Source organism: Pseudomonas sp. MF6751, assembly GCF_016613265.1.
Lineage (GTDB): Bacteria > Pseudomonadota > Gammaproteobacteria > Pseudomonadales > Pseudomonadaceae > Aquipseudomonas > Aquipseudomonas fluorescens_BV.
This window is the reverse complement of the sequence record NZ_JAENSV010000046.1, coordinates 13,753-39,760: the sequence shown is the minus strand read 5'-3', so window position 1 is coordinate 39,760 and position 26,008 is coordinate 13,753. Positions and strand designations below refer to the sequence as shown.

General features: G+C 60.7%; 26 protein-coding genes and 1 tRNA gene. 14 read left to right on the top strand and 13 right to left on the bottom strand.

Annotated elements, in window-relative coordinates; translation table 11 throughout:
- Positions 1 to 209 precede the first annotated feature (209 nt).
- From JJD66_RS23970 to ntrC, 3 genes are all read left to right on the top strand, one after another.
- Positions 210 to 746 carry a chorismate mutase gene (locus tag JJD66_RS23970; RefSeq protein ID WP_200649197.1) on the top strand — a complete coding sequence of 179 codons (537 nt, stop codon included), beginning with the start codon at positions 210 to 212 and terminating at the stop codon, positions 744 to 746.
- 362 nt (positions 747 to 1,108) lie between these two features.
- The gene (gene glnL, locus JJD66_RS23965; RefSeq protein WP_198714945.1) at positions 1,109 to 2,194 is read left to right on the top strand and encodes a nitrogen regulation protein NR(II); all 1,086 of its coding nucleotides are present in this window, start codon (positions 1,109 to 1,111) and stop codon (positions 2,192 to 2,194) included.
- The gene (gene ntrC / locus JJD66_RS23960) at positions 2,191 to 3,627 is read left to right on the top strand and encodes a nitrogen regulation protein NR(I) (protein WP_003187806.1); all 1,437 of its coding nucleotides are present in this window, start codon (positions 2,191 to 2,193) and stop codon (positions 3,625 to 3,627) included. The genes glnL and ntrC overlap by 4 nt, the downstream gene beginning before the upstream one ends.
- Before the next feature lie 457 nt (positions 3,628 to 4,084).
- Here ntrC and JJD66_RS23955 read toward each other — a convergent pair whose 3' ends face one another.
- Complete coding sequence (locus JJD66_RS23955) at positions 4,085 to 4,525, bottom strand: hypothetical protein (protein ID WP_032894013.1); 441 nt, start codon at positions 4,523 to 4,525, stop codon at positions 4,085 to 4,087.
- Between JJD66_RS23955 and JJD66_RS23950 the strand changes: the two genes are divergently transcribed.
- On the top strand, positions 4,524 to 4,979 hold the full coding sequence (locus JJD66_RS23950) for a tRNA (cytidine(34)-2'-O)-methyltransferase (protein WP_003171120.1): 456 nt from the start codon (positions 4,524 to 4,526) through the stop codon (positions 4,977 to 4,979). The genes JJD66_RS23955 and JJD66_RS23950 overlap by 2 nt on opposite strands.
- A 159-nt stretch (positions 4,980 to 5,138) precedes the next feature.
- Here JJD66_RS23950 and secB read toward each other — a convergent pair whose 3' ends face one another.
- From secB to JJD66_RS23935, 3 genes are read right to left on the bottom strand one after another with little or no spacing between them, the layout of a single operon-like run.
- Entirely contained in the window at positions 5,139 to 5,618 is a 480-nt protein-coding gene (gene secB / locus JJD66_RS23945; protein ID WP_032894017.1) for a protein-export chaperone SecB, read from the bottom strand.
- Positions 5,619 to 5,659: 41 nt separating this feature from the next.
- A complete protein-coding gene (gene grxC, locus JJD66_RS23940) occupies positions 5,660 to 5,914 on the bottom strand; it encodes a glutaredoxin 3 (RefSeq protein ID WP_003171118.1) in 255 nt (84 codons plus the stop codon).
- 1 nt (position 5,915) lies between these two features.
- Positions 5,916 to 6,329 (bottom strand): rhodanese-like domain-containing protein, encoded by a 414-nt coding sequence (locus JJD66_RS23935; RefSeq protein ID WP_032901811.1) that lies wholly within the window; start codon positions 6,327 to 6,329, stop codon positions 5,916 to 5,918.
- A gap of 151 nt (positions 6,330 to 6,480) precedes the next feature.
- Here JJD66_RS23935 and gpmI point away from each other — a divergent pair, with 151 nt between their 5' ends.
- The 4 genes from gpmI (at position 6,481) to JJD66_RS23915 (ending at position 11,680) form a co-directional block, all read left to right on the top strand.
- On the top strand, positions 6,481 to 8,007 hold the full coding sequence (gene gpmI / locus JJD66_RS23930; protein ID WP_200649196.1) for a 2,3-bisphosphoglycerate-independent phosphoglycerate mutase: 1,527 nt from the start codon (positions 6,481 to 6,483) through the stop codon (positions 8,005 to 8,007).
- A 257-nt stretch (positions 8,008 to 8,264) separates the two neighbouring features.
- On the top strand, positions 8,265 to 9,560 hold the full coding sequence (locus tag JJD66_RS23925; RefSeq protein WP_003187792.1) for a murein hydrolase activator EnvC family protein: 1,296 nt from the start codon (positions 8,265 to 8,267) through the stop codon (positions 9,558 to 9,560).
- A 30-nt stretch (positions 9,561 to 9,590) separates the two neighbouring features.
- On the top strand, positions 9,591 to 10,904 hold the full coding sequence (locus JJD66_RS23920) for a S41 family peptidase (protein WP_020302395.1): 1,314 nt from the start codon (positions 9,591 to 9,593) through the stop codon (positions 10,902 to 10,904).
- A gap of 2 nt (positions 10,905 to 10,906) precedes the next feature.
- A complete protein-coding gene (locus JJD66_RS23915; RefSeq protein ID WP_200649195.1) occupies positions 10,907 to 11,680 on the top strand; it encodes a divergent polysaccharide deacetylase family protein in 774 nt (257 codons plus the stop codon).
- A gap of 110 nt (positions 11,681 to 11,790) precedes the next feature.
- On the opposite strand, the gene JJD66_RS23910 is transcribed toward JJD66_RS23915, so the two are convergent.
- The 7 genes from JJD66_RS23910 to JJD66_RS23880 form a co-directional block, all read right to left on the bottom strand.
- Entirely contained in the window at positions 11,791 to 12,546 is a 756-nt protein-coding gene (locus tag JJD66_RS23910; protein WP_200649194.1) for a substrate-binding periplasmic protein, read from the bottom strand.
- 66 nt (positions 12,547 to 12,612) lie between these two features.
- Complete coding sequence (gene hisF / locus JJD66_RS23905) at positions 12,613 to 13,383, bottom strand: imidazole glycerol phosphate synthase subunit HisF (RefSeq protein ID WP_003187786.1); 771 nt, start codon at positions 13,381 to 13,383, stop codon at positions 12,613 to 12,615.
- Between the two features lie 9 nt (positions 13,384 to 13,392).
- Positions 13,393 to 14,130, bottom strand: a complete 738-nt coding sequence (gene hisA / locus JJD66_RS23900) for a 1-(5-phosphoribosyl)-5-[(5-phosphoribosylamino)methylideneamino]imidazole-4-carboxamide isomerase (protein ID WP_032894030.1) — start codon at positions 14,128 to 14,130, stop codon at positions 13,393 to 13,395.
- A 39-nt stretch (positions 14,131 to 14,169) separates the two neighbouring features.
- The gene (locus tag JJD66_RS23895) at positions 14,170 to 14,427 is read right to left on the bottom strand and encodes a DUF2164 domain-containing protein (RefSeq protein ID WP_200649193.1); all 258 of its coding nucleotides are present in this window, start codon (positions 14,425 to 14,427) and stop codon (positions 14,170 to 14,172) included.
- Complete coding sequence (gene hisH, locus JJD66_RS23890; RefSeq protein ID WP_054897551.1) at positions 14,428 to 15,066, bottom strand: imidazole glycerol phosphate synthase subunit HisH; 639 nt, start codon at positions 15,064 to 15,066, stop codon at positions 14,428 to 14,430.
- A complete protein-coding gene (gene hisB / locus JJD66_RS23885) occupies positions 15,066 to 15,662 on the bottom strand; it encodes an imidazoleglycerol-phosphate dehydratase HisB (RefSeq protein ID WP_003187781.1) in 597 nt (198 codons plus the stop codon). The genes hisH and hisB overlap by 1 nt, the downstream gene beginning before the upstream one ends.
- A 276-nt stretch (positions 15,663 to 15,938) precedes the next feature.
- A complete protein-coding gene (locus JJD66_RS23880; protein WP_054897552.1) occupies positions 15,939 to 17,600 on the bottom strand; it encodes an OFA family MFS transporter in 1,662 nt (553 codons plus the stop codon).
- A gap of 325 nt (positions 17,601 to 17,925) precedes the next feature.
- Here JJD66_RS23880 and JJD66_RS23875 point away from each other — a divergent pair, with 325 nt between their 5' ends.
- The 5 genes from JJD66_RS23875 (at position 17,926) to JJD66_RS23855 (ending at position 22,498) form a co-directional block, all read left to right on the top strand.
- Complete coding sequence (locus JJD66_RS23875) at positions 17,926 to 20,142, top strand: AsmA family protein (RefSeq protein ID WP_200649192.1); 2,217 nt, start codon at positions 17,926 to 17,928, stop codon at positions 20,140 to 20,142.
- A complete protein-coding gene (gene mutY / locus JJD66_RS23870) occupies positions 20,139 to 21,206 on the top strand; it encodes an A/G-specific adenine glycosylase (protein WP_072434757.1) in 1,068 nt (355 codons plus the stop codon). The genes JJD66_RS23875 and mutY overlap by 4 nt, the downstream gene beginning before the upstream one ends.
- On the top strand, positions 21,203 to 21,475 hold the full coding sequence (locus tag JJD66_RS23865; RefSeq protein WP_198716200.1) for an oxidative damage protection protein: 273 nt from the start codon (positions 21,203 to 21,205) through the stop codon (positions 21,473 to 21,475). The genes mutY and JJD66_RS23865 overlap by 4 nt, the downstream gene beginning before the upstream one ends.
- A gap of 103 nt (positions 21,476 to 21,578) precedes the next feature.
- Positions 21,579 to 21,654, top strand: a tRNA-Phe gene (locus JJD66_RS23860).
- Between the two features lie 172 nt (positions 21,655 to 21,826).
- Complete coding sequence (locus JJD66_RS23855; protein ID WP_105225438.1) at positions 21,827 to 22,498, top strand: hypothetical protein; 672 nt, start codon at positions 21,827 to 21,829, stop codon at positions 22,496 to 22,498.
- A 36-nt stretch (positions 22,499 to 22,534) separates the two neighbouring features.
- Here JJD66_RS23855 and JJD66_RS23850 read toward each other — a convergent pair whose 3' ends face one another.
- Positions 22,535 to 24,142, bottom strand: a complete 1,608-nt coding sequence (locus JJD66_RS23850; protein WP_198716199.1) for an ArnT family glycosyltransferase — start codon at positions 24,140 to 24,142, stop codon at positions 22,535 to 22,537.
- Between the two features lie 87 nt (positions 24,143 to 24,229).
- Entirely contained in the window at positions 24,230 to 25,195 is a 966-nt protein-coding gene (locus JJD66_RS23845; protein WP_198716198.1) for an arsenic resistance protein, read from the bottom strand.
- A gap of 158 nt (positions 25,196 to 25,353) precedes the next feature.
- Here JJD66_RS23845 and JJD66_RS23840 point away from each other — a divergent pair, with 158 nt between their 5' ends.
- Positions 25,354 to 25,767 (top strand): hypothetical protein, encoded by a 414-nt coding sequence (locus tag JJD66_RS23840; RefSeq protein WP_034125526.1) that lies wholly within the window; start codon positions 25,354 to 25,356, stop codon positions 25,765 to 25,767.
- Positions 25,768 to 26,008: the final 241 nt, after the last annotated feature.

The following is a 26,008-nucleotide window of genomic DNA, read 5'->3' as shown; positions in this document are numbered from 1 at the left end:
CAGAAGCTGTTTGGAGCTTCCTCGGATAGGCCTGATACATAGATGCAACCGGGTACCAATGTTTGAAAAGCGGGTTGACAGTGGAGGGCGAGTCCATACATAGGAGCGAGCTTGCTCGCGAAAAACGCAAAGACACCGCATTTTTTCAACATTGGCGCGTTATCGTTAGCGACCTTCGCGAGCAAGCTCGCTCCTACAGAGGATCGCCCTTGAAATATCGACTTGTATTTGCCCTGCTGTTCATCAGTGCCAGCGCGAGCGCAGCGCCGCCTACGCTGGAACCCCTGCTCAACAGCATCGCCGAACGCCTGGAGATTGCCGACCAGGTAGCACTGAGCAAATGGGACAGCCACAAACCCGTGGAGGACAAGAAGCGCGAGCAAGAGGTGATCGCCAGCGTCACTGCCCAGGCGCCGAGCTACAAGCTGGACCCGGCCGCTGCCGAGCAGTTTTTCGCCGCACAGATCGAAGCCAATAAACTGGTGCAATACACCCACCTGTCCGATTGGCAGTTCCAGGGCAAAGCTCCCGACGACCCGCGCCCGGACTTGGTCCAGCAGATCCGCCCGCAATTGGACGAGCTGCAAAAAAGGCTGCTGCAGCAGTTGGCCGACTTCACCCCACTGCGCACAGACCCCAAATGCCCCCAATGGCTGGCCGAGGCCGTGCACGAACCGCTGAATGATCCGCTGCGCCAACTGGCGATGATTCGCGCCACCGCCGAGCTGTGCATCTACAAAGGCTAGTGACTGCAAACCCAATTAAAAATGTGTGCAGCTGGCTTGCCTGCGATAGCGGTGTTGAATGCGCTACCGCTATCGCAGGCAAGCCAGCTCCCACACTGACTACGATTCGCCTCTAATCTTCACTAGCTGAACAACCTTCACAAAACCGCACTATATTGGTGCGATAGCCTGCACCCTTCTCAATTGCCCAGCCCATTTTGGTTCGAAACTTCCCGTTGAGGCTGGCAGAACGCCACAGTTTCGCGCCTGAACCCCTTATTTCAGGGCATTAGCGCTTCTTTTCGGAGCCTTGGTTTGGTTTTTGCATTTTCCTTGTATCAGCGTGTGCCTCAAGCCCGCGCCTTGCTCCAAAAGAGGTCCCGATGACCATCAGCGATGCACTGCACCGTTTGTTACTCGACAACCTGACCACCGCGACCATCCTGCTCAATGCCGACCTGCGCCTTGAGTACATGAACCCGGCGGCGGAGATGCTCCTGGCGATCAGCGGCCAGCGCAGCCATGGGCAGTTCATCAGCGAATTGTTCACCGAGTCGGCCGAAGCCTTGAGCTCGTTGCGCCAGGCCGTGGAGCAGGCACACCCGTTCACCAAGCGCGAAGCGATGCTCACCGCGCTCACCGGACAAACGTTGACCGTCGACTACGCCGTGACCCCGATCCTGAGTAATGGCGCGACCCTGCTGCTGCTCGAAGTCCACCCCCGCGACCGCCTGCTGCGCATCACCAAGGAGGAAGCGCAGCTGTCCAAGCAGGAAACCAGCAAGATGCTGGTGCGCGGCCTCGCCCACGAGATCAAGAACCCGTTGGGCGGCATTCGCGGCGCGGCACAGTTGCTGGCCCGTGAGCTGCCGGACGAGCACCTCAAGGACTACACCAACGTCATCATCGAAGAAGCCGACCGTCTGCGTAACCTGGTGGACCGTATGCTCGGCTCCAACAAGCTGCCGTCCTTGGCGATGACCAACGTGCATGAGGTGCTGGAGCGGGTCTGCCAATTGGTCGAGGCCGAAAGCCAAGGCTGCATCACCTTGGTGCGCGACTACGACCCAAGTATTCCCGACGTGTTGATCGACCGCGAACAGATGATCCAGGCGGTGCTCAACATCGTGCGCAACGCCATGCAGGCCATCAGCAGCCAGAATGAGCTACGCCTGGGCCGCATCAGCCTGCGCACCCGCGCCCTGCGCCAGTTCACCATCGGCCATGTGCGCCACCGCCTGGTGACCAAGGTCGAGATCATCGACAACGGCCCCGGCATTCCTGCGGAGCTGCAGGAAACCATCTTCTTTCCCATGGTCAGCGGCCGCCCGGACGGTACCGGGCTGGGCCTGGCCATCACCCAGAACATCATCAGCCAGCATCAGGGCCTGATCGAATGTGAGAGCCACCCTGGCCACACCACGTTCTCGATCTTCCTGCCATTGGAACAAGGAGCCCCCACGACATGAGCCGTAGTGAAACTGTCTGGATCGTCGATGACGACCGTTCTATCCGCTGGGTCCTCGAGAAAGCCTTGCAACAGGAAGGCATGACTACCCAGAGCTTCGACAGCGCCGACGGGGTGATGAGCCGCTTGGCACGCCAGCAGCCGGACGTGATCATTTCCGATATCCGCATGCCTGGGGCCAGTGGCCTGGACTTGCTGGCGCGCATTCGCGAGCAGCACCCGCGCCTGCCGGTAATCATCATGACTGCCCACTCGGACCTGGACAGCGCTGTCGCGTCCTACCAGGGCGGTGCCTTTGAATACCTGCCCAAACCATTCGATGTGGATGAAGCGGTGGCGCTGGTCAAGCGCGCCAACCAGCACGCCCAGGAACAACAGAACCAGGAAGCGCCGCCGACCCTGACCCGTACCCCGGAAATCATCGGGGAAGCGCCGGCGATGCAGGAAGTGTTTCGCGCCATCGGGCGCTTGAGCCATTCCAACATCACCGTGCTGATCAACGGCGAATCGGGGACCGGTAAAGAGCTGGTGGCCCATGCCCTGCACCGCCACAGCCCACGCGCGGCCTCGCCGTTTATCGCGCTGAACATGGCGGCGATCCCCAAGGACCTGATGGAGTCCGAACTGTTCGGCCATGAGAAAGGCGCATTCACCGGCGCGGCCAACCTGCGTCGCGGACGCTTTGAACAGGCGGACGGCGGCACACTGTTTCTCGATGAAATCGGCGACATGCCGGCCGATACCCAGACTCGCTTGCTACGCGTGCTGGCTGACGGCGAGTTCTACCGTGTGGGCGGGCATACGCCGGTCAAGGTGGATGTGCGCATCATCGCGGCCACCCACCAGAACCTGGAAACACTGGTGCATGCGGGTAAATTCCGTGAGGACTTGTTCCACCGCCTCAACGTGATCCGCATCCACATCCCGCGCATGTCAGACCGTCGCGAAGATATCCCCACCCTCGCCCGCCACTTCCTCAGCCGCGCCGCCCTGGAGCTGGCCGTCGAGCCCAAGCTGCTCAAAAGCGAGACCGAGGAATACCTCAAGAACCTGCCGTGGCCCGGCAACGTGCGCCAGCTGGAGAACACCTGCCGCTGGATCACCGTGATGGCCTCCGGGCGTGAAGTGCACATCAGCGACCTGCCGCCGGAGCTGCTGAGCCTGCCGCAGGACTCGGCTCCCGTGACCAACTGGGAACAGGCGCTGCGCCAATGGGCGGACCAGGCCTTGGCACGCGGCCAGTCGAACCTGCTGGACAGCGCCGTGCCGGCGTTCGAGCGGATCATGATCGAGACTGCCCTGAAGCACACTGCCGGCCGTCGTCGCGATGCGGCCGTGCTGCTGGGTTGGGGGCGCAATACCCTGACGCGCAAGATCAAGGAGTTGGGGATGAAGGTGGATGGTGGGGATGATGATGAGGGTGATGAGGCCTGAACCCCAAGACCGCTGAAGGTCTAGTGTGGGAGCCGGGCTTGCCCGCGATGGCGGTGTGTCAGTCACCCTGTATAGGGCTGACACGCCGTCATCGCAGGCAAGCCAGCTCCCACATTGGTTTTGTGCAATGCCTGCAGACTGTGCACCGCTTCAATGCACGATGAACCGGCATTGAGCACAGACCAGAAAACTCACATATCGCTTTCGCTACAAATTTCTTGGTAGCAGAAACAAACAAAGCCCCGTATTCCGGGGCTTTGCGCTTTTTGGCATTTTTTTTCCAGCAGCAATTGCAAGTTTTGGCACGCCCCCTGCAACAACCCCAGTACTACCCCAGTACTACCCAGTTTCGGGGACCTTGGTACAGGCAGGCCGAGAATCCCCTCTTTAACACCGAAGCCTTGGGCTTCACCCCGTTTTGGGAGCCCTGGTACAGGCAGGCCGGGAACTCCCTCTTTTATTGCTCTTGGAGATGGATCTCCAGCCGCCAGCGGCCATCGACCTCTGCACCGCTCCATTCCCCACGCAACGGCCGAGCCGCCACCAAGTTCAGTAGCAGGCCAGCGTCGGTCTTGCGTATGCGCCAATTCACGTCTTTGTCATTGACCTTGAGCTGCCCGCTGGCAGCCTTGCCCTGGGCGTCAAACAGCAACGCCACGGTGCCGTCGATATGCTCGCCGTGCAGCTTGGGCTCGTTGTTGAACCACACCACCAAACCATCCGCCGCAGGTTCTACCTGTTGCAGCTCCAGCGGCTCGGGGGTGGTCAAGCGACCGATCATCAAGCCAATCATCAAGCCGACAATCGCCAATGAGCCCAACACCCTCGGCAATAGCTTCGGTCTCGGGTCGTCTTCAGGGGTAGAATGCAGCGCATCTTTGCCTTCGGAGCCGTGCATGTTTCACGTCATCCTTTTTCAACCAGAAATTCCGCCGAATACCGGCAACGTTATCAGGCTGTGCGCCAACAGTGGCTGCCACCTGCATTTGATCGAGCCGTTGGGCTTTGACATGGACGACAAGCGCCTGCGCCGTGCCGGGCTGGACTACCACGAGTACGCCACCCTCAAGCGCCATGCCGACCTCGCCAGTTGCCTGGAGAGCCTGGGCCACCCACGGCTGTTCGCGTTCACCACCAAGGGCTCGCGGCCGTTTCATGATGCCAGCTTTGCCGAGGGCGACGCGTTCCTGTTCGGCCCGGAGAGCCGAGGCCTGCCGGCCGAGGTGCTTGACGCATTGCCCGATGGCCATCGCCTGCGCTTGCCGATGCGTGAAGGCTGCCGCAGCCTGAACCTGTCGAACACCGTAGCCGTTGCCGTCTATGAAGGCTGGCGCCAACTGGGCTTTAAATAACACCGCATAACAAATGTGGGAGCGGGCTTGTGTGGGAGCCGGGCTTGCCCGCGATGCAGGCACCTCGGTGTGTCAGTCACACCGCAGTGATGCTATCGCAGGCAAGCCAGCTCCCACACAAGCCCGCTCCCACATTTTAGAACAGCATCGCTCAGCAAATTACTGAACGGTTGGCGCGCCTTCCTGTTGCATGCGCTGCAGCTCTTGGGCGTACAGGGCATCGAAGTTCACCGGGGCCAGCATCAGGGCCGGGAACGAACCACGGGTGACCAGGCTGTCCAGGGTCTCACGGGCATACGGGAACAGGATGTTCGGGCAGAACGCACCCAGGGTGTGGCTCATGGACGCTTCGTCCAGGCCCTGGATCAGGAAGATACCGGCTTGTTGCACTTCAGCGATGAAAGCGACTTCTTCACCATTCTTGACGGTGACCGACAGGGTCAGCACGACTTCGTGGAAGTCACCTTCCAGGGATTTCTGACGGGTGTTCAGGTCCAGCGCAACGCTTGGGGTCCACTCCTGACGGAAGATGGCCGGGCTTTTTGGCGCTTCGAACGACAGGTCACGCACGTAGATCCGCTGCAGCGAAAACTGTGGGCCTTGAGCTTCTGCTGCTTCGGTGTTCTGTTGATCAGTCATCGCAGATCCTTCTTTATCTTGGGTTCTTAAGGGTTTAGACGTCAGGCGGACAGCAGCGCATCAAGTTTACCGGCGCGCTCCAGAGCGAACAGGTCGTCGCAACCACCGATATGCCGGGTGCCGATCCAGATCTGCGGGACCGACGTGCGGCCAGCCTTCTGGGCCATTTCGGCGCGCACCTGGGGCTTGCCATCGACCTTGATCTCTTCAAAGGCAACACCCTTTTTCTCAAGCAAGGCCTTGGCCCGCATGCAGTAAGGGCACCAATCGCTGGAATACACGACAACCTGGCTCATATCACTTCACCAACGGCAGGTTATCGCCACGCCAGCTGCTGATACCACCCGACAGCTTGGCGGCGGTGAAGCCAGACTTGAGCATCTCACGGGCGTGGGTGCCGGAGTGCTGGCCCTGGGCATCGACCAGGATGATGGTCTTGGCCTTGTGCTTTTCCAGTTCGCCCAGACGCGCAATCAGCTTGTCCTGGGGAATGTTCAGGGCGCCAACGATATGGCCGGCGGCATAATCCTTGGCCGGGCGAATATCGACGACGACGGCCTCATCCTTGTTGACCAGCGCGGTCAGCTCCGACGTGCTCAGGCTGCGACCACCGCGGCTCAGTTCGTGAGCGATCAGCAGCGCCAGCAGGATGACGAAGGCGCCCACAAGCAGGTAGTGGGCAGTGGCAAATGCAATCAGGTGATCAACCATCAAGGAGGTTCCAGGGCGTTAAAATGGCGGTAAGTATACACAGCCGCCAGGGGGGGCCAACCCCCGTAAAGCGGTGACGTGGTTGGAACTTCGCTTTAAACTGCCACTCCCTTTTCAATTGTCTTCCTTTATTAGCGCCGCGAGAGGATCTATGACTACCACGCCTAAACCTTTGGTCCTGATAATTCTCGATGGCTTCGGACACAGTGAAAGCCACCACGACAACGCAGTGTACTCGGCCAACAAGCCAGTACTGGACCGCCTGACCGCCACCGTGCCCAACGGCCTGATCTCAGGTTCCGGCATGGACGTGGGCCTGCCGGACGGCCAGATGGGCAACTCGGAAGTCGGCCACATGAACCTCGGTGCCGGACGAGTGGTGTACCAGGACTTCACTCGTGTCACCAAGGCGATCCGCGATGGCGAGTTCTTCGAAAACCCGACCATCTGCGCGGCGGTCGATAAAGCCGTTTCCGCCGGCAAGGCCGTGCACTTCATGGGCCTGTTGTCGGACGGCGGCGTACACAGCCATCAGGATCACTTGGTCGCCATGGCCGAACTGGCGTTCAAGCGTGGCGCTGACAAAATCTATCTGCACGCCTTCCTCGACGGCCGCGACACGCCACCTAAAAGCGCGCAATCCTCCATCGAACTGCTGGATACCACCTTCGCCGCCCTGGGCAAGGGCCGTATTGCCAGCCTGGTGGGCCGTTACTTCGCCATGGACCGCGACAACCGCTGGGACCGTGTCGCCCAGGCCTACAACCTGATAGTAGACGGCCAGGCCGAATTCAACGCGGCCACCGCCCAGGAAGGCCTGGAAGCGGCCTACGCCCGCGGTGAAAGCGATGAATTCGTCAAAGCCACCACCATCGGCGAGCCGGTGAAGGTCGAAGACGGCGACGCCGTGGTGTTCATGAACTTCCGCGCCGACCGCGCCCGTGAGCTGAGCCATGTGTTCGTCGATGAAGGCTTCAAGGACTTCGAACGCGCGCGCCAGCCGAAGGTCGAGTTCGTCATGCTCACCCAATACGCCGCCAACATCCCGGCCCCGTCGGCGTTCGCCCCGGGCAGCCTGGAGAACGTGCTGGGCGACTACCTGGCCAAGAACGGCAAGACCCAACTGCGCATCGCCGAAACCGAGAAATACGCCCACGTGACGTTCTTCTTCTCCGGTGGCCGCGAGGAGCCGTTCCCCGGCGAAGAGCGCATCCTGATCCCGTCGCCAAAAGTCGCTACCTACGACTTGCAGCCGGAAATGAGCGCACCGGAAGTCACCGACAAGATCGTCGACGCCATTGATCACCAGCGTTATGACGTGATCGTCGTCAACTACGCCAACGGCGACATGGTTGGCCACAGCGGCAACCTGGAAGCGGCGGTCAAGGCCGTGGAATGCCTGGATAAATGTGTTGGTCGCATCGTCGACGCGCTGGAAAAAGTCGGCGGCGAAGCGCTGATCACCGCCGACCATGGCAACTGCGAACAGATGTCCGACGAATCCACCGGCCAGGCGCACACCGCGCACACCACCGAACCGGTACCGTTCATCTATGTCGGCAAACGTGACCTGAAAGTGCGTGAAGGTGGCGTGCTGGCGGATGTGGCGCCGACCATGCTCAAGCTGATGGGGCTGGAGCAGCCGAAGGAGATGACCGGGACCTCGATCCTGGTCTGATCCAAAGTACGCCACAAAACAGTGTGGGAGCGGGCTTGCCCGCGATAGCGGCTAATCAGTCGACATCTATGTCGCTGACCCACCGCAATCGCGGGCAAGCCCGCTCCCACATTGGTTTGTGGTGTTTGATAGATGTCTTTTCGCCATACCAGCACCACTCGGCACCTATCTTGCCCACCAGCCCCAATTGGGCGTTTTTTTTGCAGCGCTTGGCGGGCATACTAGGCCGTCCTTTTCCCCTGGTGTCGCCCGCCTCTATGCTTCGCGCCTTGATAACCCTTGCTCTTGTCTGCCTGCTCCAACCGGCGTTTGCCGATGAGCGCGCACAAACCCAACAACAGTTGGACGCTACGCGTCAGGACATTACCGAGCTGAAAAAGCTGCTCGGCAAGCTCCAGGAAGAAAAATCCGGGGTGCAGAAAGACCTGCGCGGCACGGAAACCGAAATGGGCAAGCTGGAGAAGCAGGTCCAGGAGCTGCAAAAAGAACTAAAGAAGAGCGAGTCGGAACTGGAGCGACTCGACGCTGAGAAAAAAAAACTCCAGAGCGCACGCGTTGAACAGCAACGCCTGATCGCGATCCAGGCCCGTGCCGCGTACCAGAGCGGCCGCCAGGAGTACCTCAAGCTGCTGCTCAACCAGCAGAACCCGGAAAAATTCGCCCGTACCCTCACCTATTACGACTACCTGAGCCAGGCGCGCCTGGCGCAATTGAAGGGGTTTAACGAAACCCTGCGCCAATTGGCCAATGTCGAGCAGGAAATCGCTGACCAGCAATCGCAGCTGCTCGACCAGAAAACCGCCCTCGACACCCAGCGCGACCAGCTCGATAAAGTACGCAAGGAACGCCAGCAGGCCCTGGCCAAGCTCAACAGCGACGTAAAAGCCCGCGACGCCAAGTTGCAGGCCCGCGAGCAAGACCAGGCCGACCTGGCCAAAGTCCTCAAGACCATTGAAGAAACCCTGGCCCGCCAGGCACGCGAGGCCGAAGAAGCGCGGCAAAAAGCGCTGATCGCCCAGCAGGAAGCCGAAAAAAAGCGTCAGCGTGAGGCCGAACTGGCTGCCACCACCGACGCTCCGGCCCCGCGCAAACCGGCGCGTGCAGCGCCTGGCCCGTTGGTTTCCAGCAGCGGCGAGTCGTTCGGCGGCCCTTTTGCTTCCGCACGAGGCAAACTTCCATGGCCGGTTGATGGTCGATTACTGGCACGCTTTGGGGAAACCCGTGGCGATGACACCCGCGCCAAGTGGGATGGCGTGATGATCAGCGCCTCTGCCGGCAGCCAGGTCCACGCGGTGCACGGTGGGCGCGTGGTGTTCGCCGATTGGTTGCGGGGCGCCGGCTTGCTGGTGATTCTTGACCACGGCAATGGCTATTTGAGCCTTTACGGCCACAATCAGACATTACTCAAGTCGGCAGGTGATGTTGTAAAAGCCGGTGAATCCATCTCCACTGTCGGTAACAGTGGCGGCCAGGACACCCCGGCGCTGTACTTCGCTATTCGTCAGCAGGGCCGCCCGAGCGACCCTGCACAATGGTGCCGGTCCCAAGGATAGGGTCGCATCTACATTAGGAGTTCGTTCGACATGCTGCATTTGTCCCGCCTCACTTCGCTGGCCCTGACGATCGCCCTGGTGATCGGCGCGCCTCTGGCTTTTGCCGACCAGGCCGCACCGGCTGCACCTGCCATGGCTGCGACGACCAAGGCGCCATTGCCGCTGGACGAGCTGCGCACCTTTGCCGAGGTCATGGACCGGATCAAGGCAGCGTATGTCGAACCCGTAGACGACAAGGCCCTGCTGGAAAATGCCATCAAGGGCATGCTCAGCAACCTCGACCCGCACTCCGCCTACCTGGGCCCGGAAGATTTCGCAGAGCTGCAGGAAAGCACCAGCGGTGAGTTCGGCGGCCTGGGCATCGAAGTGGGCTCCGAAGACGGCCAGATCAAAGTGGTCTCGCCTATCGACGACACCCCGGCGTCCAAGGCCGGCATCCAGGCCGGCGACCTGATCGTGAAGATCAACGGCCAGCCGACCCGTGGCCAGACCATGACCGAAGCCGTCGACAAGATGCGCGGCAAGCTCGGCCAGAAGATCACCCTGACCCTGGTACGCGACGGCGGCAACCCGTTTGACGTGACCCTGGCCCGTGCAACCATCACGGTCAAGAGCGTGAAAAGCCAGTTGCTGGAGTCGGGCTACGGCTACATCCGCATCACCCAGTTCCAGGTCAAGACCGGCGACGAAGTGGCCAAGGCCCTGGCCAAGCTGCGCAAGGACAACGGCAAGAAGCTCAACGGCATCGTGCTTGACCTGCGCAACAACCCAGGCGGCGTGTTGCAGTCGGCGGTCGAGGTGGTCGACCACTTCGTCACCAAGGGCCTGATCGTCTACACCAAGGGCCGTATCGCCAACTCCGAGTTGCGCTTCTCGGCCACCGGCAACGACCTCAGCGAGAACGTGCCACTGGCGGTATTGATCAACGGCGGCAGTGCCTCGGCCTCGGAAATCGTCGCCGGCGCCCTGCAAGACCTCAAGCGCGGCGTGCTGATGGGCACCACCAGCTTCGGCAAAGGCTCGGTGCAGACCGTATTGCCGCTGAACAACGAGCGTGCGCTGAAGATCACCACGGCGCTGTATTACACGCCGAACGGCCGCTCGATCCAGGCCCAGGGCATCGTGCCGGACATCGAAGTACGCCGCGCCAAGATCACCAACGAGATCGATGGCGAATACTACAAAGAGGCCGACCTGCAAGGCCACCTGGGCAATGGCAACGGCGGTGCCGACCAGCCAACCGGCAGCCGCGCCAAGGCCAAGCCGATGCCGCAGGACGATGACTACCAACTGGCCCAGGCACTCAGCCTGCTCAAGGGCTTGAGCATCACCCGCAGCCGTTGATCATGCGTCTTGCCCTGATCTTCGCTGTGCTGTGCAGCCTGGCAGGGGTCGCTCAAGCGGCCACTGCCAGCGAACCGCACAAAGCCTACCTGACGCTTATCATCGACGACCTGGGGCAAAACCTGCCTCGGGATCGCCGCGTGCTTGCGCTACCCGGCCCGGTGACCGCCGCCATCATGCCGGACACGCCCCACGCCACCGAATTTGCCCGTGAGGCCCACAAGGCTGGCAAGATCGTGATCCTGCACATGCCCATGGACCCAGCCACCGGCCCCTTCGCCTGGCACCCGGAGCTGTCCATCGAAGAACTGGGCAAGCGCCTGGACGCGGCATTTGAAGCCGTGCCCTACACCGCCGGTATCAACAACCACATGGGCAGCCGCATGACCGCACAACCGGTAGCGATGGCCTGGCTGATGGGTGAGCTGCAACGGCGTCACAAGTTCTTCGTCGACAGCCGCACCAGCGCGCAAACCGTCGCCGCCGCCGAGGCACAGAAGATCGGTTTGGCGCATGTGTCGCGGGATGTATTTCTCGACGACGAACGCACCGAGGCGGCGATTACCACGCAACTGCAGACCGCGATCAAACTGGCGCATAAACAGGGTTCGGCAGTCATGATCGGGCATCCTTACCCACAGACGCTGGCGGTGCTGGAGCGCGAGTTGCCCAAGCTCAAGGCGCAGGGCGTGGAGTGGATCGATATCAAGTTGATGATCAGCGTGCGCAGTAATCGGGCGATGAGTGCCCACGGCAAAAACGGCATCTATCGCTGACAGTCACTGTGGCGAGGGAGCTTGCTCCCGCTGGAGTGCGAAGCGCTCCCACGATTTTAGGGCCGCTACGCAGCCCAGCGGGAGCAAGCTCCCTCGCCACAACAGCTCACTTACAGATATTGCGCCATGATTTCGTCTATACGGCCGCTGTTGCGTAACTCATCCAATGCGGCCTGGTGCCTGGCCACCACCTCATCCGGCACGTCCTTGTTCAACGCCAGGTAAAGCTGCGCACTGTTGAAGCGCAATACCGTCTTGAGCCCGTTCACTCCCACCTGCCGCGCCAGGTAACGCCCAGCAGGATCGCCAGTGGCCCAAAGGTCGATCTGGCCTTCCATAAGCTTTTGCGCATTATCCTGGTCACGCAGGGCGACCATCGGCTTGAGCCCCTGCTTGTCCAGGCTTTCGGCAATGGCATCGCCTTTGTAGGCGCCAATCTTGTAACGGCGCGCTTGCTCCAGATTTTCCAACTCGATCTTGCTGTCTGCCTTGGCCAGCAACACCCAATCGTCCGGGCCGATAGGGCCGACCCATTTGAACAAGGCTTCACGATCTGGCAACCGCGCCATCACAAACACGCCGTAACCTGGCTGTTCCAGGGCGAGCTTGTAGATTCGCTCCCAAGGAAAACGCAGAGTGAGGTTGTAGGAAATGCCAGCGCGCTTGAAGGTTTCGCGCATAATGTCCACGGCGATGCCTTCGATGTTCTCGTCCTTGGCGAAGTTCTTGCCGTTTTTCGCCATGTTGTAGGGCGGAAAATTTTCCGTCAGCAACACCAGGGAGGCGTCAGACGGTTGTTCGGCGTGTGCCGTAGCCACCATGAGCATGGAGGAACTGGCAAGGGCGAGCAGCAGGTGTTTGAACATGAAGGCTACCGGAATCCATGGCAAGCGCAGAGAGTGCCGCGAGCCTGCCATGGTGTCCAGCAGCGTTTAGCGCACGACGATACCGCGCGCCGCCATGTAGGCCTTGGCCTCGGGCACGGTGTATTCGCCAAAGTGGAAAATACTCGCCGCCAGCACCGCGCTGGCGTGGCCTTCAAGCACGCCATCGGCCAGGTGTTGCAGGTTGCCAACCCCACCCGACGCGATCACTGGAATGCCCAGGGCATCGCTGATGGCGCGGGTGACGCCCAGGTCGAAGCCGTTTTTCATGCCGTCCTGGTCCATGCTGGTCAGCAGGATCTCACCGGCGCCCAGGCCTTCCATCTTCATCGCCCACTCCACCGCGTCCAGCCCGGTAGGCTTGCGCCCGCCGTGGGTGAAGATCTCCCAGCGCGGGGTTTCGCCCGGGCCGGAGACCTTCTTGGCGTCGATAGCCACCACGATACATTGCGAGCCGAAGTGTTGTGCGGCTTCGCCGACAAACTCGGGGTTGAACACGGCGGCGGTGTTGATCGAGACCTTGTCCGCACCGGCATTGAGCAGGTTGCGGATGTCTTGCACGGTGCGCACGCCGCCACCCACGGTCAGCGGGATAAACACCTGGCTGGCCATGCGCTCGACGGTATGCAGCGTGGTATCGCGGCCATCGACGCTGGCGGTGATGTCGAGAAAGGTAATCTCGTCGGCACCTTGCTCATCGTATCGACGGGCAATTTCCACCGGGTCGCCGGCGTCACGGATGTTCTCGAACTTGACGCCCTTGACCACGCGACCGTTGTCGACGTCCAGGCAAGGGATGATGCGTTTGGCCAGCGCCATGGTCAGTCCTCAGCCGTTGTAGGCGTCGCAGTAAGCCTGGGCTTCGGCGACGTCCAGAGTGCCTTCATAGATCGCACGGCCGGTGATGGCGCCGATGATCCCGGGCGCCTTGGCGTCCAGCAGCGACTTGATATCGCCCAGGTTGTGGATGCCGCCGGAAGCGATCACCGGAATCTTGGTGGCCGCTGCCAGGGCTGCGGTGAAAGGTACGTTGCAGCCCTGCATCATGCCGTCTTTGGCGATGTCGGTATAAACGATGGCGGACACGCCGTCGGCTTCGAACTGCTTGGCCAGGTCGATCACTTGCACGGTGCTGATTTCAGCCCAGCCGTCGGTGGCGACGAAGCCGTCCTTGGCATCCAGGCCGACGATCACCTTGCCAGGGAACGCGCGGCAGGCTTCGGCGACGAAGGCTGGGTCTTTCACGGCCTTGGTGCCGATGATCACGTAGCTCACGCCCGCTTTCACGTAGTGCTCGATGGTTTCCAGGGAGCGGATACCGCCGCCGATCTGGATCGGCAGGGTCGGGTAGCGCTTGGCGATGGCGGTGACCACCTCGCCATTGACCGGCTGGCCTTCGAAGGCGCCGTTCAGGTCCACCAGATGCAGACGACGGCAGCCCCCTTCTACCCATTTGGCAGCCATGCTCACCGGGTCATCGGAGAACACGGTGGAATCTTCCATGCGGCCTTGGCGCAAGCGGACACAAGCGCCGTCCTTGAGATCGATAGCGGGGATAATCAGCATCTGGCAAACCTTATTCGATATTCAGCAATGCTTGGGAAATCAGGGTTTCTCAAGCGACCACAAGTCGCTTTCGATGCTTTCGAACCTTTCTTTAAGGAGCGTCTGCGTGTCGAAAATCGCCCTGTTGTAATAATGCGGCGCCACTTCGGTGGTGAACAGCTCAAGAATTTCGGCGACCTCGAACGAGCCCAGCTTGAGCTCGAAGCGGTCCTCCATGAAACGCTTGATCTTGTCGGTAGCCTCACGCTCCTGCTCGGGCGCGAGGTTCAAGATCGGCTGCTTCAGTTTCCTGGCCATTTACCAGCGACCATCCCACGCGGCGAAGTTCTGCAGCAATTGCAGGCCATGGGTATGGCTCTTCTCCGGGTGAAACTGCACGGCAAAGCGCGAACCATCGGCCAGCGCGGCGGCAAAATCGACGCCGTAATGCCCGCCACCCACCACCTGGCGCGGGTTACCGGCGGCGATATAGTAGCTGTGCACGAAGTAGAAACGCGCCATGTCCGGGATGTCGTGCCACAGCGGGTGGTCGACGGTGCGGCGCACTTCGTTCCAGCCCATGTGCGGGACTTTGAGGTGCTCGCCATCTTCATGCAGGTCTTTGCCGAAGAACTTCACCTGCCCTGGAAACAGGCCAATGCAGTCGACACCGCCGTTCTCTTCACTGCTGTCGAGCAAGGCTTGCATCCCCACGCAGATACCGAGGAAGGGGCGGTCCTGGCTGACTTCGCGCACCAGGCTATCAAAGCCCAGGCGACGGATCTCGGCCATGCAATCGCGAATCGCACCGACGCCGGGGAACACCACACGGTCGGCTTCGCGAATCACGTTGGCATCGCTGGTGATCAGCACCTTGCCAGCGCCTACATGCTCAAGGGCCTTGGCCACCGAGTGCAGGTTACCCATGCCGTAATCGATAACCGCGACCGTCTGCATTACAGGACGCCCTTGGTCGACGGCATTTGCCCGCCCATGCGCTCATCGACTTCCACGGCCATGCGCAGTGCGCGGCCGAAAGCCTTGAACACGGTTTCGATCTGGTGGTGAGTGTTGGTGCCGCGCAGATTGTCGATGTGCAGGCTGACCAGTGCGTGGTTGACAAAGCCCTGGAAGAATTCCTGGAACAGGTCGACGTCAAAGCCACGGCCCACGTTAGCGCGGGTGTACGGCACGTGCATCTGCAAACCCGGGCGACCGGAGAAGTCGATGACCACACGGGACAGCGCTTCATCCAACGGGACATAGGCATGGCCGTAGCGACGGATGCCTTTTTTGTCGCCGATGGCCTTGGCAAACGCCTGGCCGAGGGTGATGCCCACGTCTTCCACCATGTGGTGGTCGTCGATATGCAGGTCGCCTTTGCCGACGATATCCAGGTCGATCAGCCCGTGACGGGCGATCTGGTCCAGCATGTGCTCAAGAAAAGGTACACCGATATCAAATCGGGCCTTTCCGGTGCCATCCAGGTTGATCGAGGCTTTGATCTGGGTTTCCAGAGTGTCGCGCTCGACAGATGCCTTACGTTCGGCCATCACCAGCTCCGCAAAATCATTGGGCGAAAAAGGCAGCCATTATAGGGGCGCAGGCGCTAAACAGAAACAACGAAGGGGATAAGACTGACGAGTTGGAGCGAGGAATGTCGGGGATAGACATGTGCATACATGTGAGCATGGGCTTATGTGGGAGCTGGCTTGCCTGCGATGCAGACACCTCGGGGTATCAGTTACACCGCAGTGATGCTATCGCAGGCAAGCCAGCTCCCACACAAGCCCGGCCCCACAGGAGCCGGGCCCACCCTTATTGCGGTGTCAGTGGAACAGTACCGCCGTCTTCTGCAGGGTCACCCACACACCCCACGCCAACGGAATACCCACTACCAGCCACGCGGCAATCGCCAGCGGCTTGCTGGCGGCGGAGGCCTTCCATTCCAGCACGGTGCTCGCATCAGCACCTTTGTCATGGCCCAGCGCCTGTTCGGCGGCAAGTTCCGCGTCGGTCATGAAGTACTTGTCGGCCACCGGGCGCACCAGCAGGTTGCAGATGAAGCCCAGCACCAGCAGGCCGGCCAGGATGTACAAGGTGATGTCGTAGGCCGCGGCGCGTTCAACGCCAATGCTCAACTGGTATTCACGCAGGTAGTTCACCAACACCGGGCCCAACACGCCCGCAGCGGCCCAGGCGGTCAACAGGCGACCGTGGATCGCGCCAACCATCTGAGTGCCGAACAGGTCCGCCAGGTAGGCCGGAACCGTGGCAAAACCACCGCCGTACATCGACAGGATGATGCAGAACGCAGCCACGAACAGCGCCACGTTACCCAGGTGCCCCAGGTTCGGGATCAACGCATAGAGGGCAAAGCCGAGTGCGAAGAACACAAAATAGGTGTTTTTACGCCCCAGGTAGTCGGAGAACGACGCCCAGAAGAACCGTCCACCGATGTTGAACAGGCTCAACAGGCCGGTAAAACCAGCGGCAATGGCTGCAATGGAGGCCAACTGGCCCGCATCCAATTGACCAAATGGCACATCGACGCCCAGGAGTTTGCCGCCAAATACTTCCTGTAGCAGCGGCGAAGCCATGCCCAGAATACCGATACCGGCCGACACGTTCAGGCACAGCACCAGCCATACCAGGCGGAACTGCGGGGTTTTCCACGCGACATTCACATGCACATGGCGGTGAGTGATCATCGCATTGCTGGCTTTTTTCGCCGGAGCAGTCCAACCCTCAGGCTTCCAGCCGGTTGGCGGCACACGATACAGCAGTGCGCCACCGATCATGAACACGAAGTAAATCGCCGCCATGACCACAAAGCTCTGCCATACACCGACGCTGGTCGGTGAAGAGAAATGGCCCATCAGCGCCGCGGCCAAAGGTGCACCCACCATCGCGCCGCCGCCAAAGCCCATGATCGCCATGCCAGTGGCCATGCCGCGCTTGTCCGGGAACCACTTGATCAAGGTCGAGACGGGCGAGATATAGCCCAGGCCCAGGCCAATACCGCCAATGACCCCGGAGCCGATCCACATCAGCCAGATCTGGTGGGTATAGATACCCAAGGCCGAGATCAGCAGGCCACCACACCAGCACAGCGCCGAGACAACACCAGCCTTACGCGGCCCGGCGTGTTCCAGCCAACCGCCCCAGATCGCTGCGGAGCAGCCCAGGAAGATGAAGAACAGGGTGTAGATCCAGCCCAGCATGGAGATGGGCCAGTCGCATTGGGACGAAAAGACTTGGGCGATAAAGCTCATGTCCGGCGCGCAGGCCACCGGCGCGGTGATACCCAGCGCCTTGGACAAGGGCAGCCAGAACACCGAGAAGCCGTAGGCCATGCCGATGCACAAGTGGATGGCCAGTGCGGCCGGTGGAACCAGCCAGCGGTTGAAGCCCGGCTTGGCGATGATGCGCTCCTTGGACAGGAACGCAGGCTGTGCGGCGGCATTGCCGGCCACAGTGCTAGTGCTCATGGTGTTTCCCCCAGTTATTGGTATGCGTCCGTCAGGCGCTCTCTCCCTCGGCCTTGCACGCAAAGCGTGGCCGTTTTGTTGAGTGAAGCTCCCTTTTAGGCGCGACGTTAAGTCGCAGAAGGCGGACGAACGTGCAGAGATTAGCACCAGTGGATGACGGAAAAATCAAACTGCCACTACCTTTTTTCGATTATCTGTATTTTCTTGACGTCAAAATCCCATTTCCGCACCGGTGGATACAATGTAACGATCCGTGAACTGACGCCGGCCTTCGGGCGTTATACTCTGCGGCTAAATTTTGAAATCGACATACAAGGACTCGCCCATGAAAGCGTTCGGCAAAATCCTGGGTCTGGTACTTCTCGGGCTGTTGCTGATCATTGTGGCGCTCGGCTTTGCCCTGACCCACCTTTTCGATCCCAACGACTACAAAGAAGAAATTCGCCAGATAGCCCGCGACAAGGCCCACATCGAGCTGACGCTCAATGGCGATATCGGCTGGAGCCTGTTCCCCTGGCTGGGCGTGGAGCTTCATGAAGCCAGTGTCGCGACCCTGACCGCACCGACTCAACCGTTTGCCGACTTGCAGATGCTCGGCCTCTCGGTGCGCGTACTGCCACTGCTGCGCCGCGAAGTACAAATGAGCGATGTGCGTGTCGAGGGCTTGAACCTGCGCCTGAACCGCGACAAACAAGGTCACGGCAACTGGGAAGACATCGGCAAGAACCTGCCCGACGAAACCGCCGGTGCCCCCGCTCCCGCGCCGGTCGAACCGGTGACTGAAACCAAGCCGGAAAAACCTCCGCAGCCGATCCGCCTGGACATCGACAGCCTGACCATCAACAACGCCCGCGTTGAATACACCGATGAACAGACCGGCAAGCAATTGAGTGCCGAAAGTATCCAGTTGAGTGCCGGTGCCATCCACGAAGGCGCCAGCATCCCGCTGAAACTCACCGCATTCCTGGGCAGCAACCAGCCGCTGATGCGGGTCAAGACTGAGCTGAACGGCAACTTGCGCATCCAGCGCGCGCTCAAGCGTTATCAGTTCGAAGACATGCGCTTGAGTGGCGAAGCCACCGGTGAGCCGTTGCAAGGCAAGACCGTGAGCTTCTCCACCCAGGGCCAACTGCTGGTGGACCTGGCGGCCAACGTCGCCGAATGGACCAACCTGAAACTGGCGGCCAACCAACTGCGCGCCCTGGGCGAACTGAAGGCCAATGACCTGGACAAAACCCCGCAGATCAGCGGCGCCCTGTCGGTTGCCCAGTTTGACCTGGCCAAGTTTCTTGAGAGCGTCGGCCACCCACTGCCTGCCATGGCTCCAGGCAGCCTGAGCAAGGTCGAACTGGTGAGCCGCCTCAAGGGCACGCCCACCAGCGTCGCCCTGGAAGACTTAAACCTGAAGCTCGATGCCAGCACCTTCACCGGCCGCGTCGCTGTGGATGATTTCGCCAAGCAGTCACTGCGTGTGCAGCTCAAGGGCGATACCTTCAATGCCGACAATTACCTGCCGGCCAAATCCGAAGCCGCCAAAGGCGCAACCGCCGCACGCCAGGCCGAAGTACAGAGCAGCGAAGCCGGCGCCATGGCGGCAGGCGGCAGTACACCATTGCCGGAGGCGCCAACCAAAGGTGCCTGGAGCAACGACAAACTGCTGCCGCTAACGCGCCTGCGCAGCCTGGACGTGAATGCAGACCTGGCCTTTGGCGAACTGACCCTGAGCCAGTTGCCCATTCAGAACGCGGTGCTCAAAGCCTCTGGCATTGACGGGCAACTCAAGCTCGACACCCTTAGCGGCGGTCTCTACAACGGCACGTTCCAGGCCAACGGCACACTCGACGTACGCCAGGACACGCCAGTGCTGGCCCTGCAAAGCCACATCAAGCAGGTGCCCGTTGAGCGCATCCTGCAGGCCCAAGGGAAAAACCCGCCGGTCAAAGGCCAACTCACCCTCGACAGTAACCTCAACGGCCGTGGCAATAGCCAGAAGGCCTTGATCGACAGCCTCAACGGCACCACCAGCATCGTGATCAACAACGGTGTGCTGCTCAATGCCAACATCGAGCAGCAACTGTGCACCGGCATCGCCCTGCTCAACCGCAAGACCCTGAGCGCCACACCAGGCGGCAAGGACACGCCCTTCCAGGAACTGCGCGGCAACCTCACGTTCCGTAACGGCGTGGCCAGCAACCCCGACCTGAAAGTACGTATCCCTGGCCTGACGCTCAACGGCAACGGTGATGTGGATTTACGCGTGCTGGGCATGGACTACCGCGTCGGCATCATCGTCGAAGGCGACAAGCGCGACGTGCCGGACCCAGCCTGCCAGGTCGGCGCCAACTTCCAGGGCATTGAGGTGCCCCTGCGCTGCCGAGGCCCGCTTGAGCTGGGCGCCAAGGCCTGCCGCCTGGACAAGGACGGGCTGGGCCAGGTCGCCCTCAAGGCGGCCGGCAATCGCCTGAACGAGAAGCTGGAAGAGAAGCTCGACAAGGTTAACCCCAAGCTCAAAGACGCATTGAAAGGCCTGTTCAACCGATGAGAAACGAGCAGTTTTCACAAGCGGTGCTGGACTGGTACGACCGCCATGGCCGCCACGACCTGCCTTGGCAACAGGGCATCACCCCTTACCGGGTGTGGGTGTCGGAGATCATGCTGCAACAGACCCAGGTGAGCACCGTGCTCAATTACTTTGACCGGTTTATGGCGTCCCTGCCGACGGTAGAAGCCCTGGCCGCCGCGCCGGAAGATGAAGTGCTGCACCTGTGGACGGGCCTGGGCTACTACACACGGGCGCGCAACCTGCAGAAGACCGCCAGGATCGTGGTGGCCGAACACGGCGGCGAATTCCCCCGCGACGTGGAAAAGCTCACCGAGCTGCCGGGCATCGGCCTGTCCACCGCTGGCGCGATTGCCAGCCTGAGCATGGGCCTGCGCGCGCCGATCCTCGACGGCAACGTCAAACGCGTGCTGGCGCGCTTTACCGCGCAAGAGGGTTACCCGGGCGAGCCCAAGGTTGCCAAACAGCTGTGGGCCACCGCAGAGCGCTTCACGCCCTTTGAGCGCGTCAACGCCTACACCCAGGCCATGATGGACATGGGCGCTACCCTGTGCACCCGCAGCAAACCCAGTTGCCTGCTGTGCCCGCTGGAAAAAGGCTGCGAAGCCCACATGCTGGGCCTGGAAACACGCTACCCGATCCCGAAGCCGCGCAAGACCATCCCGCAAAAGCGCACGCTGATGCCCATGCTGGCCAACGCCGAGGGCGCGATCCTGCTTTACCGTCGCCCGTCTACGGGTTTGTGGGGCGGCTTGTGGAGCTTGCCGGAGCTGGACGACCTGCAAGACCTGGATCACCTCGCCAACCAGCACGCGCTGGCGCTGGGCAAGCATCAGGAACTGCCCGGGCTGGTCCACACCTTCAGCCACTTCCAACTGGCCATCGAACCCTGGCTGGTCCAGGTCGAGGAAACCGCCCATCACGTGGCCGAGGCCGACTGGCTCTGGTATAACCTCGCCACCCCGCCGCGCCTGGGCCTTGCCGCCCCGGTGAAAAAACTGCTGAAGCGCGCGGCCGACGTATTGAACGCAGGAGTTTCGTCATGACCCGCACCATCATGTGCCGCAAGTACAAAGAAGAACTGCCAGCCCTGGAGCGCCCTCCGTACCCAGGTGCCAAGGGCCAGGACATCTACGAGCACGTCTCCGCCAAAGCCTGGGGCGACTGGTTGAAACACCAGACCCTGCTGATCAACGAAAAACGCCTGAACATGATGAACGCCGAAGACCGTAAATACCTGGCCGGCGAAATGGACAAGTTCTTTTCCGGCGAGGAATACGCCAAGGCCGAAGGCTACGTCCCACCTGATCAATAATTGATCAAAACCCAGGGTCTGCACGTAAGCGACGGTAATAATTAAATATTTTTTGAAAACTTGCTTGACGAACCCCTGAAAAACCCGTTTAATGCGCCCCGTTGCCCAGATAGCTCAGTCGGTAGAGCAGGGGATTGAAAATCCCCGTGTCGGCGGTTCGATTCCGTCTCTGGGCACCAAAATACCGAGAAACCCCAAGGAACAATGTGTTCCTTGGGGTTTTTTATTGCCTGCGATTTAATGCGACTCACGCATTTACGGACACTATGTCGCAGCAGGACGATTGAGGGTTATTTTTGGCTGGACTCAATCGTTCAGCCTTTACCCAAATCTCAGTTGTAAGGTTTTTTCATGACCCGCTTCTTGCTTTGCACCCTGTTACTACTGACCGCCCTGCTCAGTGGGTGTGCCACGCAGTTGGACGTAGCGATCAACGCAACGCCTGATCCCGACTATCACTTCGATCGACAGGCAACCGTGCTGGTGACCTCCACCGGCGGCAGTGATGAAAACTCACTCAATGCTCGCTACTACCTGCGTGACATGGTCCGCGCCATGCAGGACCAGGGCTTTCGCAATGTCTTCACCGACACCACGCTGCCCAAGAACCATGCACCAATCAAAATGACCGTCACCCTGGACGTCGACAGCAAGCAGGTGACGTATCGCTATACCGCCACCGAATACGGGCAGGTGGCAAACAGCACCACCACCCAATGCAAGAAGAACAAGAAAAAGACCGACCAGTTGACCTGCACCAGCACCCCAAACACCTCATACGGCCCGGTCGGGACCTCGGAGCGCACCGGCTACACCACGCTCACCACCTTCCGGGTCACCGCTCGTGATGAAGTGAGCAGGCGCGCGGTCTACCTGCTACGGGCGTCGTCCTATAACGACGATTGCCAAGCCGCCAAGGTCGAAGCCTTCCTGGTACAGCAGGGTTTGCAGAACCTGAATTTCCAGGACCGCGTGCAGCGCAATTACACGGTCACGATGCCTGAAAGCTTCCGTTGCAAGTAATCAGCTGCTCGGCAGGCCCTTGGCTCAAGGGCCTCCTTACTTGAGCAAAAACACCATCAACGGGTTGTCATTCAAGCGCCCTTGATAGCTCGATGCCAGGTGCTCCACCGGCGAACCCTTCAACAGCGCGGTCTCCTTGCGCGACACGATCACCCAGGAGGGCCGGGGCAGCGTCGCCAACTTCTCAAGCTCGTGACGGCCGACAAACAGCGGCTGTTCATCGTGATCCAGGTTCATCATGTAGCGCACCGCCCAGGTATCTCGGGCCAGGTCGACAAACACCAAGGGACCTGGCTGCGCCTGGCGCAACGCCTCCACCTGGCTGACAAACCGCCGGGTGTCGAATTGCAGGTCCTTGGCCGGCTCTATCACCGTCACCAGCAACAGCCATTGCGCCACCAGCGCGATCAGACTGAGCCACACCAACCGCCATGCTCGCTGCCAGGCTATCAACGCCGCGACTTGCAGCATCACCAGCACGCCGATCATCAACGGCAAGGAAATCTCCGGCCAGTAGCCCTGCTTGTGCCAGGCGTGTCGACACACAAACAACACAACCACGCACAACGCCGGCAGCGCCGCGACCAGCCATTCATAGAAACGGCGCACGCCCACCAGCCAGCCTTGCGCGTGAAGCAGCCCATAGGCAGCGACAGCCGCAAACATCGGCACCATCGGCAAAATGTAATAAGCGCGCTTGAAATGCGGTACCGACAGGCCGAGCAGAATCATCAAGCCGCAGCCCCCGAACCGCACCAGCAATTGCAGGTGCTGATTGGCCCAACGCTCGGGCCAGCGATGGCGCAACGCAAACAGGGTCGCGAACGCCAGCGGCACCACCGGGAAGTAGCGGTACAAGCTCAGTTGGAAGTAAAAGTAAAACGGCTCACCCGACTCATCCAGGCGCCCGCCGACTTGCATCTTGAACACCTCATCGGCAAACGCAGCGCCACCACTGAACCGCGCAAGCTTCATCAGCAGCCACCAGCACGCTGCGAGCAGCACCAGGCCGGCAACGCCGTGGATCAGCACCTGTCGGACACGCTCCCCCGGCCTGCCCAACGCCCAATACACACATACCACCGCGCAGACTTCAATCAACCCCAGCGGCCCACGTATGGCGAAACCCAGGATGAACAGCGGGAACACCGCCAGTTGCCTCAGCTGTGACCCGAGGCGTTCGCCGGTGTGCAGCAGGTAGAAACTGCCCACGCATAACAACGCAATCATCTGATCCAGGCACACCGAGCGCGACTTTTCGAGCAACTGGGCGGTGAGCAGCGTGAGCAGCACCGTCAGCAGCGACCAGGCACGGCTGTAGGGTGCCAGCAGGCGATACATCAGCGCGATCACCCCCGCCGACGCGAGCGCCGTGGGTAGCACATTCGCCAAGTGGTTCGGCGCGTCAAACAAGCGGGCGAATAGATAACTGAAGAAGGTCGCGGTGCCTGGGTAATCCGCATAGGGCTGGCCGTAGGTGGTGGGGAAAAGACTCGCGCCATGGCGATACATTTCCTGCATGAACAGCGCCCAACGCCCGTCAAAACCCTGGGGCTGCTGATCCCAGATGCCTACTGTGAACAACAAGAGAGCGACCAGAAAAATACCCAGTGACTCCAGGCGAAAACGGTTGCGGTGATCCATCGGGTGACCTGTCAGGTGGGAAGCGCTGGCGTATGGTGCCGAACGCGCCCCTGAATGGCGCCTGAACAGACCTGAACATTCACGCGGTTACCGACTGGTGGGCCACACCACTGCCGGGATCAGGCGAACGTAGGCCAACTCGGCAACCAGCTCGATCAGGGTCTGCAGGATCACCACCGTTGCGGCCAAACCGCGCACCTCCTCCGGCAGGGCCAGCGCCAATGGCAAAACCACCAGCGAATTACGCGTCGACGCACTGAACGTCACCGCCCGCGCCGTCACCGCTGGTAGTGCGAACAGCCGCGCAGCACCAATGCCCATCAACGGCGCCAATAGTACAAACGCCACGTAGATTGGAATGACCGGCAACAACAAGTTGATATCTCGCACCACCGCAGTGATGTGCGAAGCGAGCACGACAAACAACACCAGCGCCATCGCCGGCACCGGCAACCACGCCCAGGCGCTGCTCCAAAGACCGATAGCGCTCGAACGCCGCGCAAGCGCGCTGGTGAGGACAGCCAGAAGCATCGGCACCACAATCAGCCCCAGGAACGCCTCTACAAATGGCCCCGCCGCTACCACCACGCTGGATTGCTCGCCCAACATCAGCCCCAGGTATACCGGCAACAGCAGCAGTTGCAGCAACAGCAGCAGCGGTGTTGCCGCCAGCATCGATCGCGAATCGCCCTTGCCGATATGGGTAAATACCACCACGTAGTCGATACAGGGCGTCAGCAACACCAGCAGAGCGCCCACCAGCAACGCCGGGCGCTCCACCAGGCCACGGGTCAAGCCCCACACCAGCAAAGGCACCAAGATGAAATTGGCCAGCAGCAAGGCCGCCATGAATCGCTTGTTGCCCAAGCCTTGGCGCAGCTCAAGAAAGGGGATCTGCAAAAACATCGCATACATCAGCACGGCGATGGCAGGTGTCACCCAAAGGCTGAAGCCCTGAGCGGATAAGGGCCAGAACAGGCCAAACGTGACGGCCACAAAGACGGCAACAAAGTAGATCGGGACCTGATGGTGTTCCAGGGTGTCACGGGTCATGGGCGGGCTCTGGTGGATCATTAGACTGTCAGCCTAAGTACCCGCGCAGATAAGGTCGAGCACTACAGCAATCATTGCCGCCCGAGAAACCCTTGGGATTTACCCCAACCTGCGCTTCAATACACCCTCCAGACCAGACCCCCAAGGACGTTGAGCCCATGGCCTCGCCAAACAAGCAGCAAAAACGCGCCCACCGGGCAAAAGCCAAGGCCAAGCAAAACCGCACCCAGCGCGCCGTGGCGCACAAGCCGGATGCTTTTGCTGGCGACGACAGCCGCATCGACCTTGAGTCGGTGGATTTGACTGAACTGTTCGTCGAAATGCGTGCCGCTGGCGAGATCAGCCAGCAGGCGCTGTGTGCGGTGTTCCTGGCGCACCCGTTGCTGGCGTTGGTGCTGGAGCAGGAAGGCGAAGAAGAAGCGACCGACTTTATCCTGGCGGCGCTGATCGAGTATCGGCAGTGGGCGACGGACAGCGATGACGAAGCCGCGGCGTTAGCGTGGATTGAGTCGCCGCAGTTCCAGGCCGATTACGTGGCGGCGTCCCAGGCGCTGGCCAACGCCCCCGACTGAGACAAAATAAAAATGTGGGAGCGGGCTTGCCCTAATGCCAGTCAGTTAAGAGCTTGAGCAGACAACCAGTGACTTGCTCCCGCTGGACTGCGTAGCAGTCCCATTTTTGGGGCCGCTTCGCGCCCCAGCGGGAGCAAGCTCCCTCGCCACAGTTACCGATTCTGTCTTAACTGACTGGCATTAGGGCTTGCTCGCGATGGCGGTGTGTCAGGCGAAGAATACATCGACTGGCAGTCCGTCA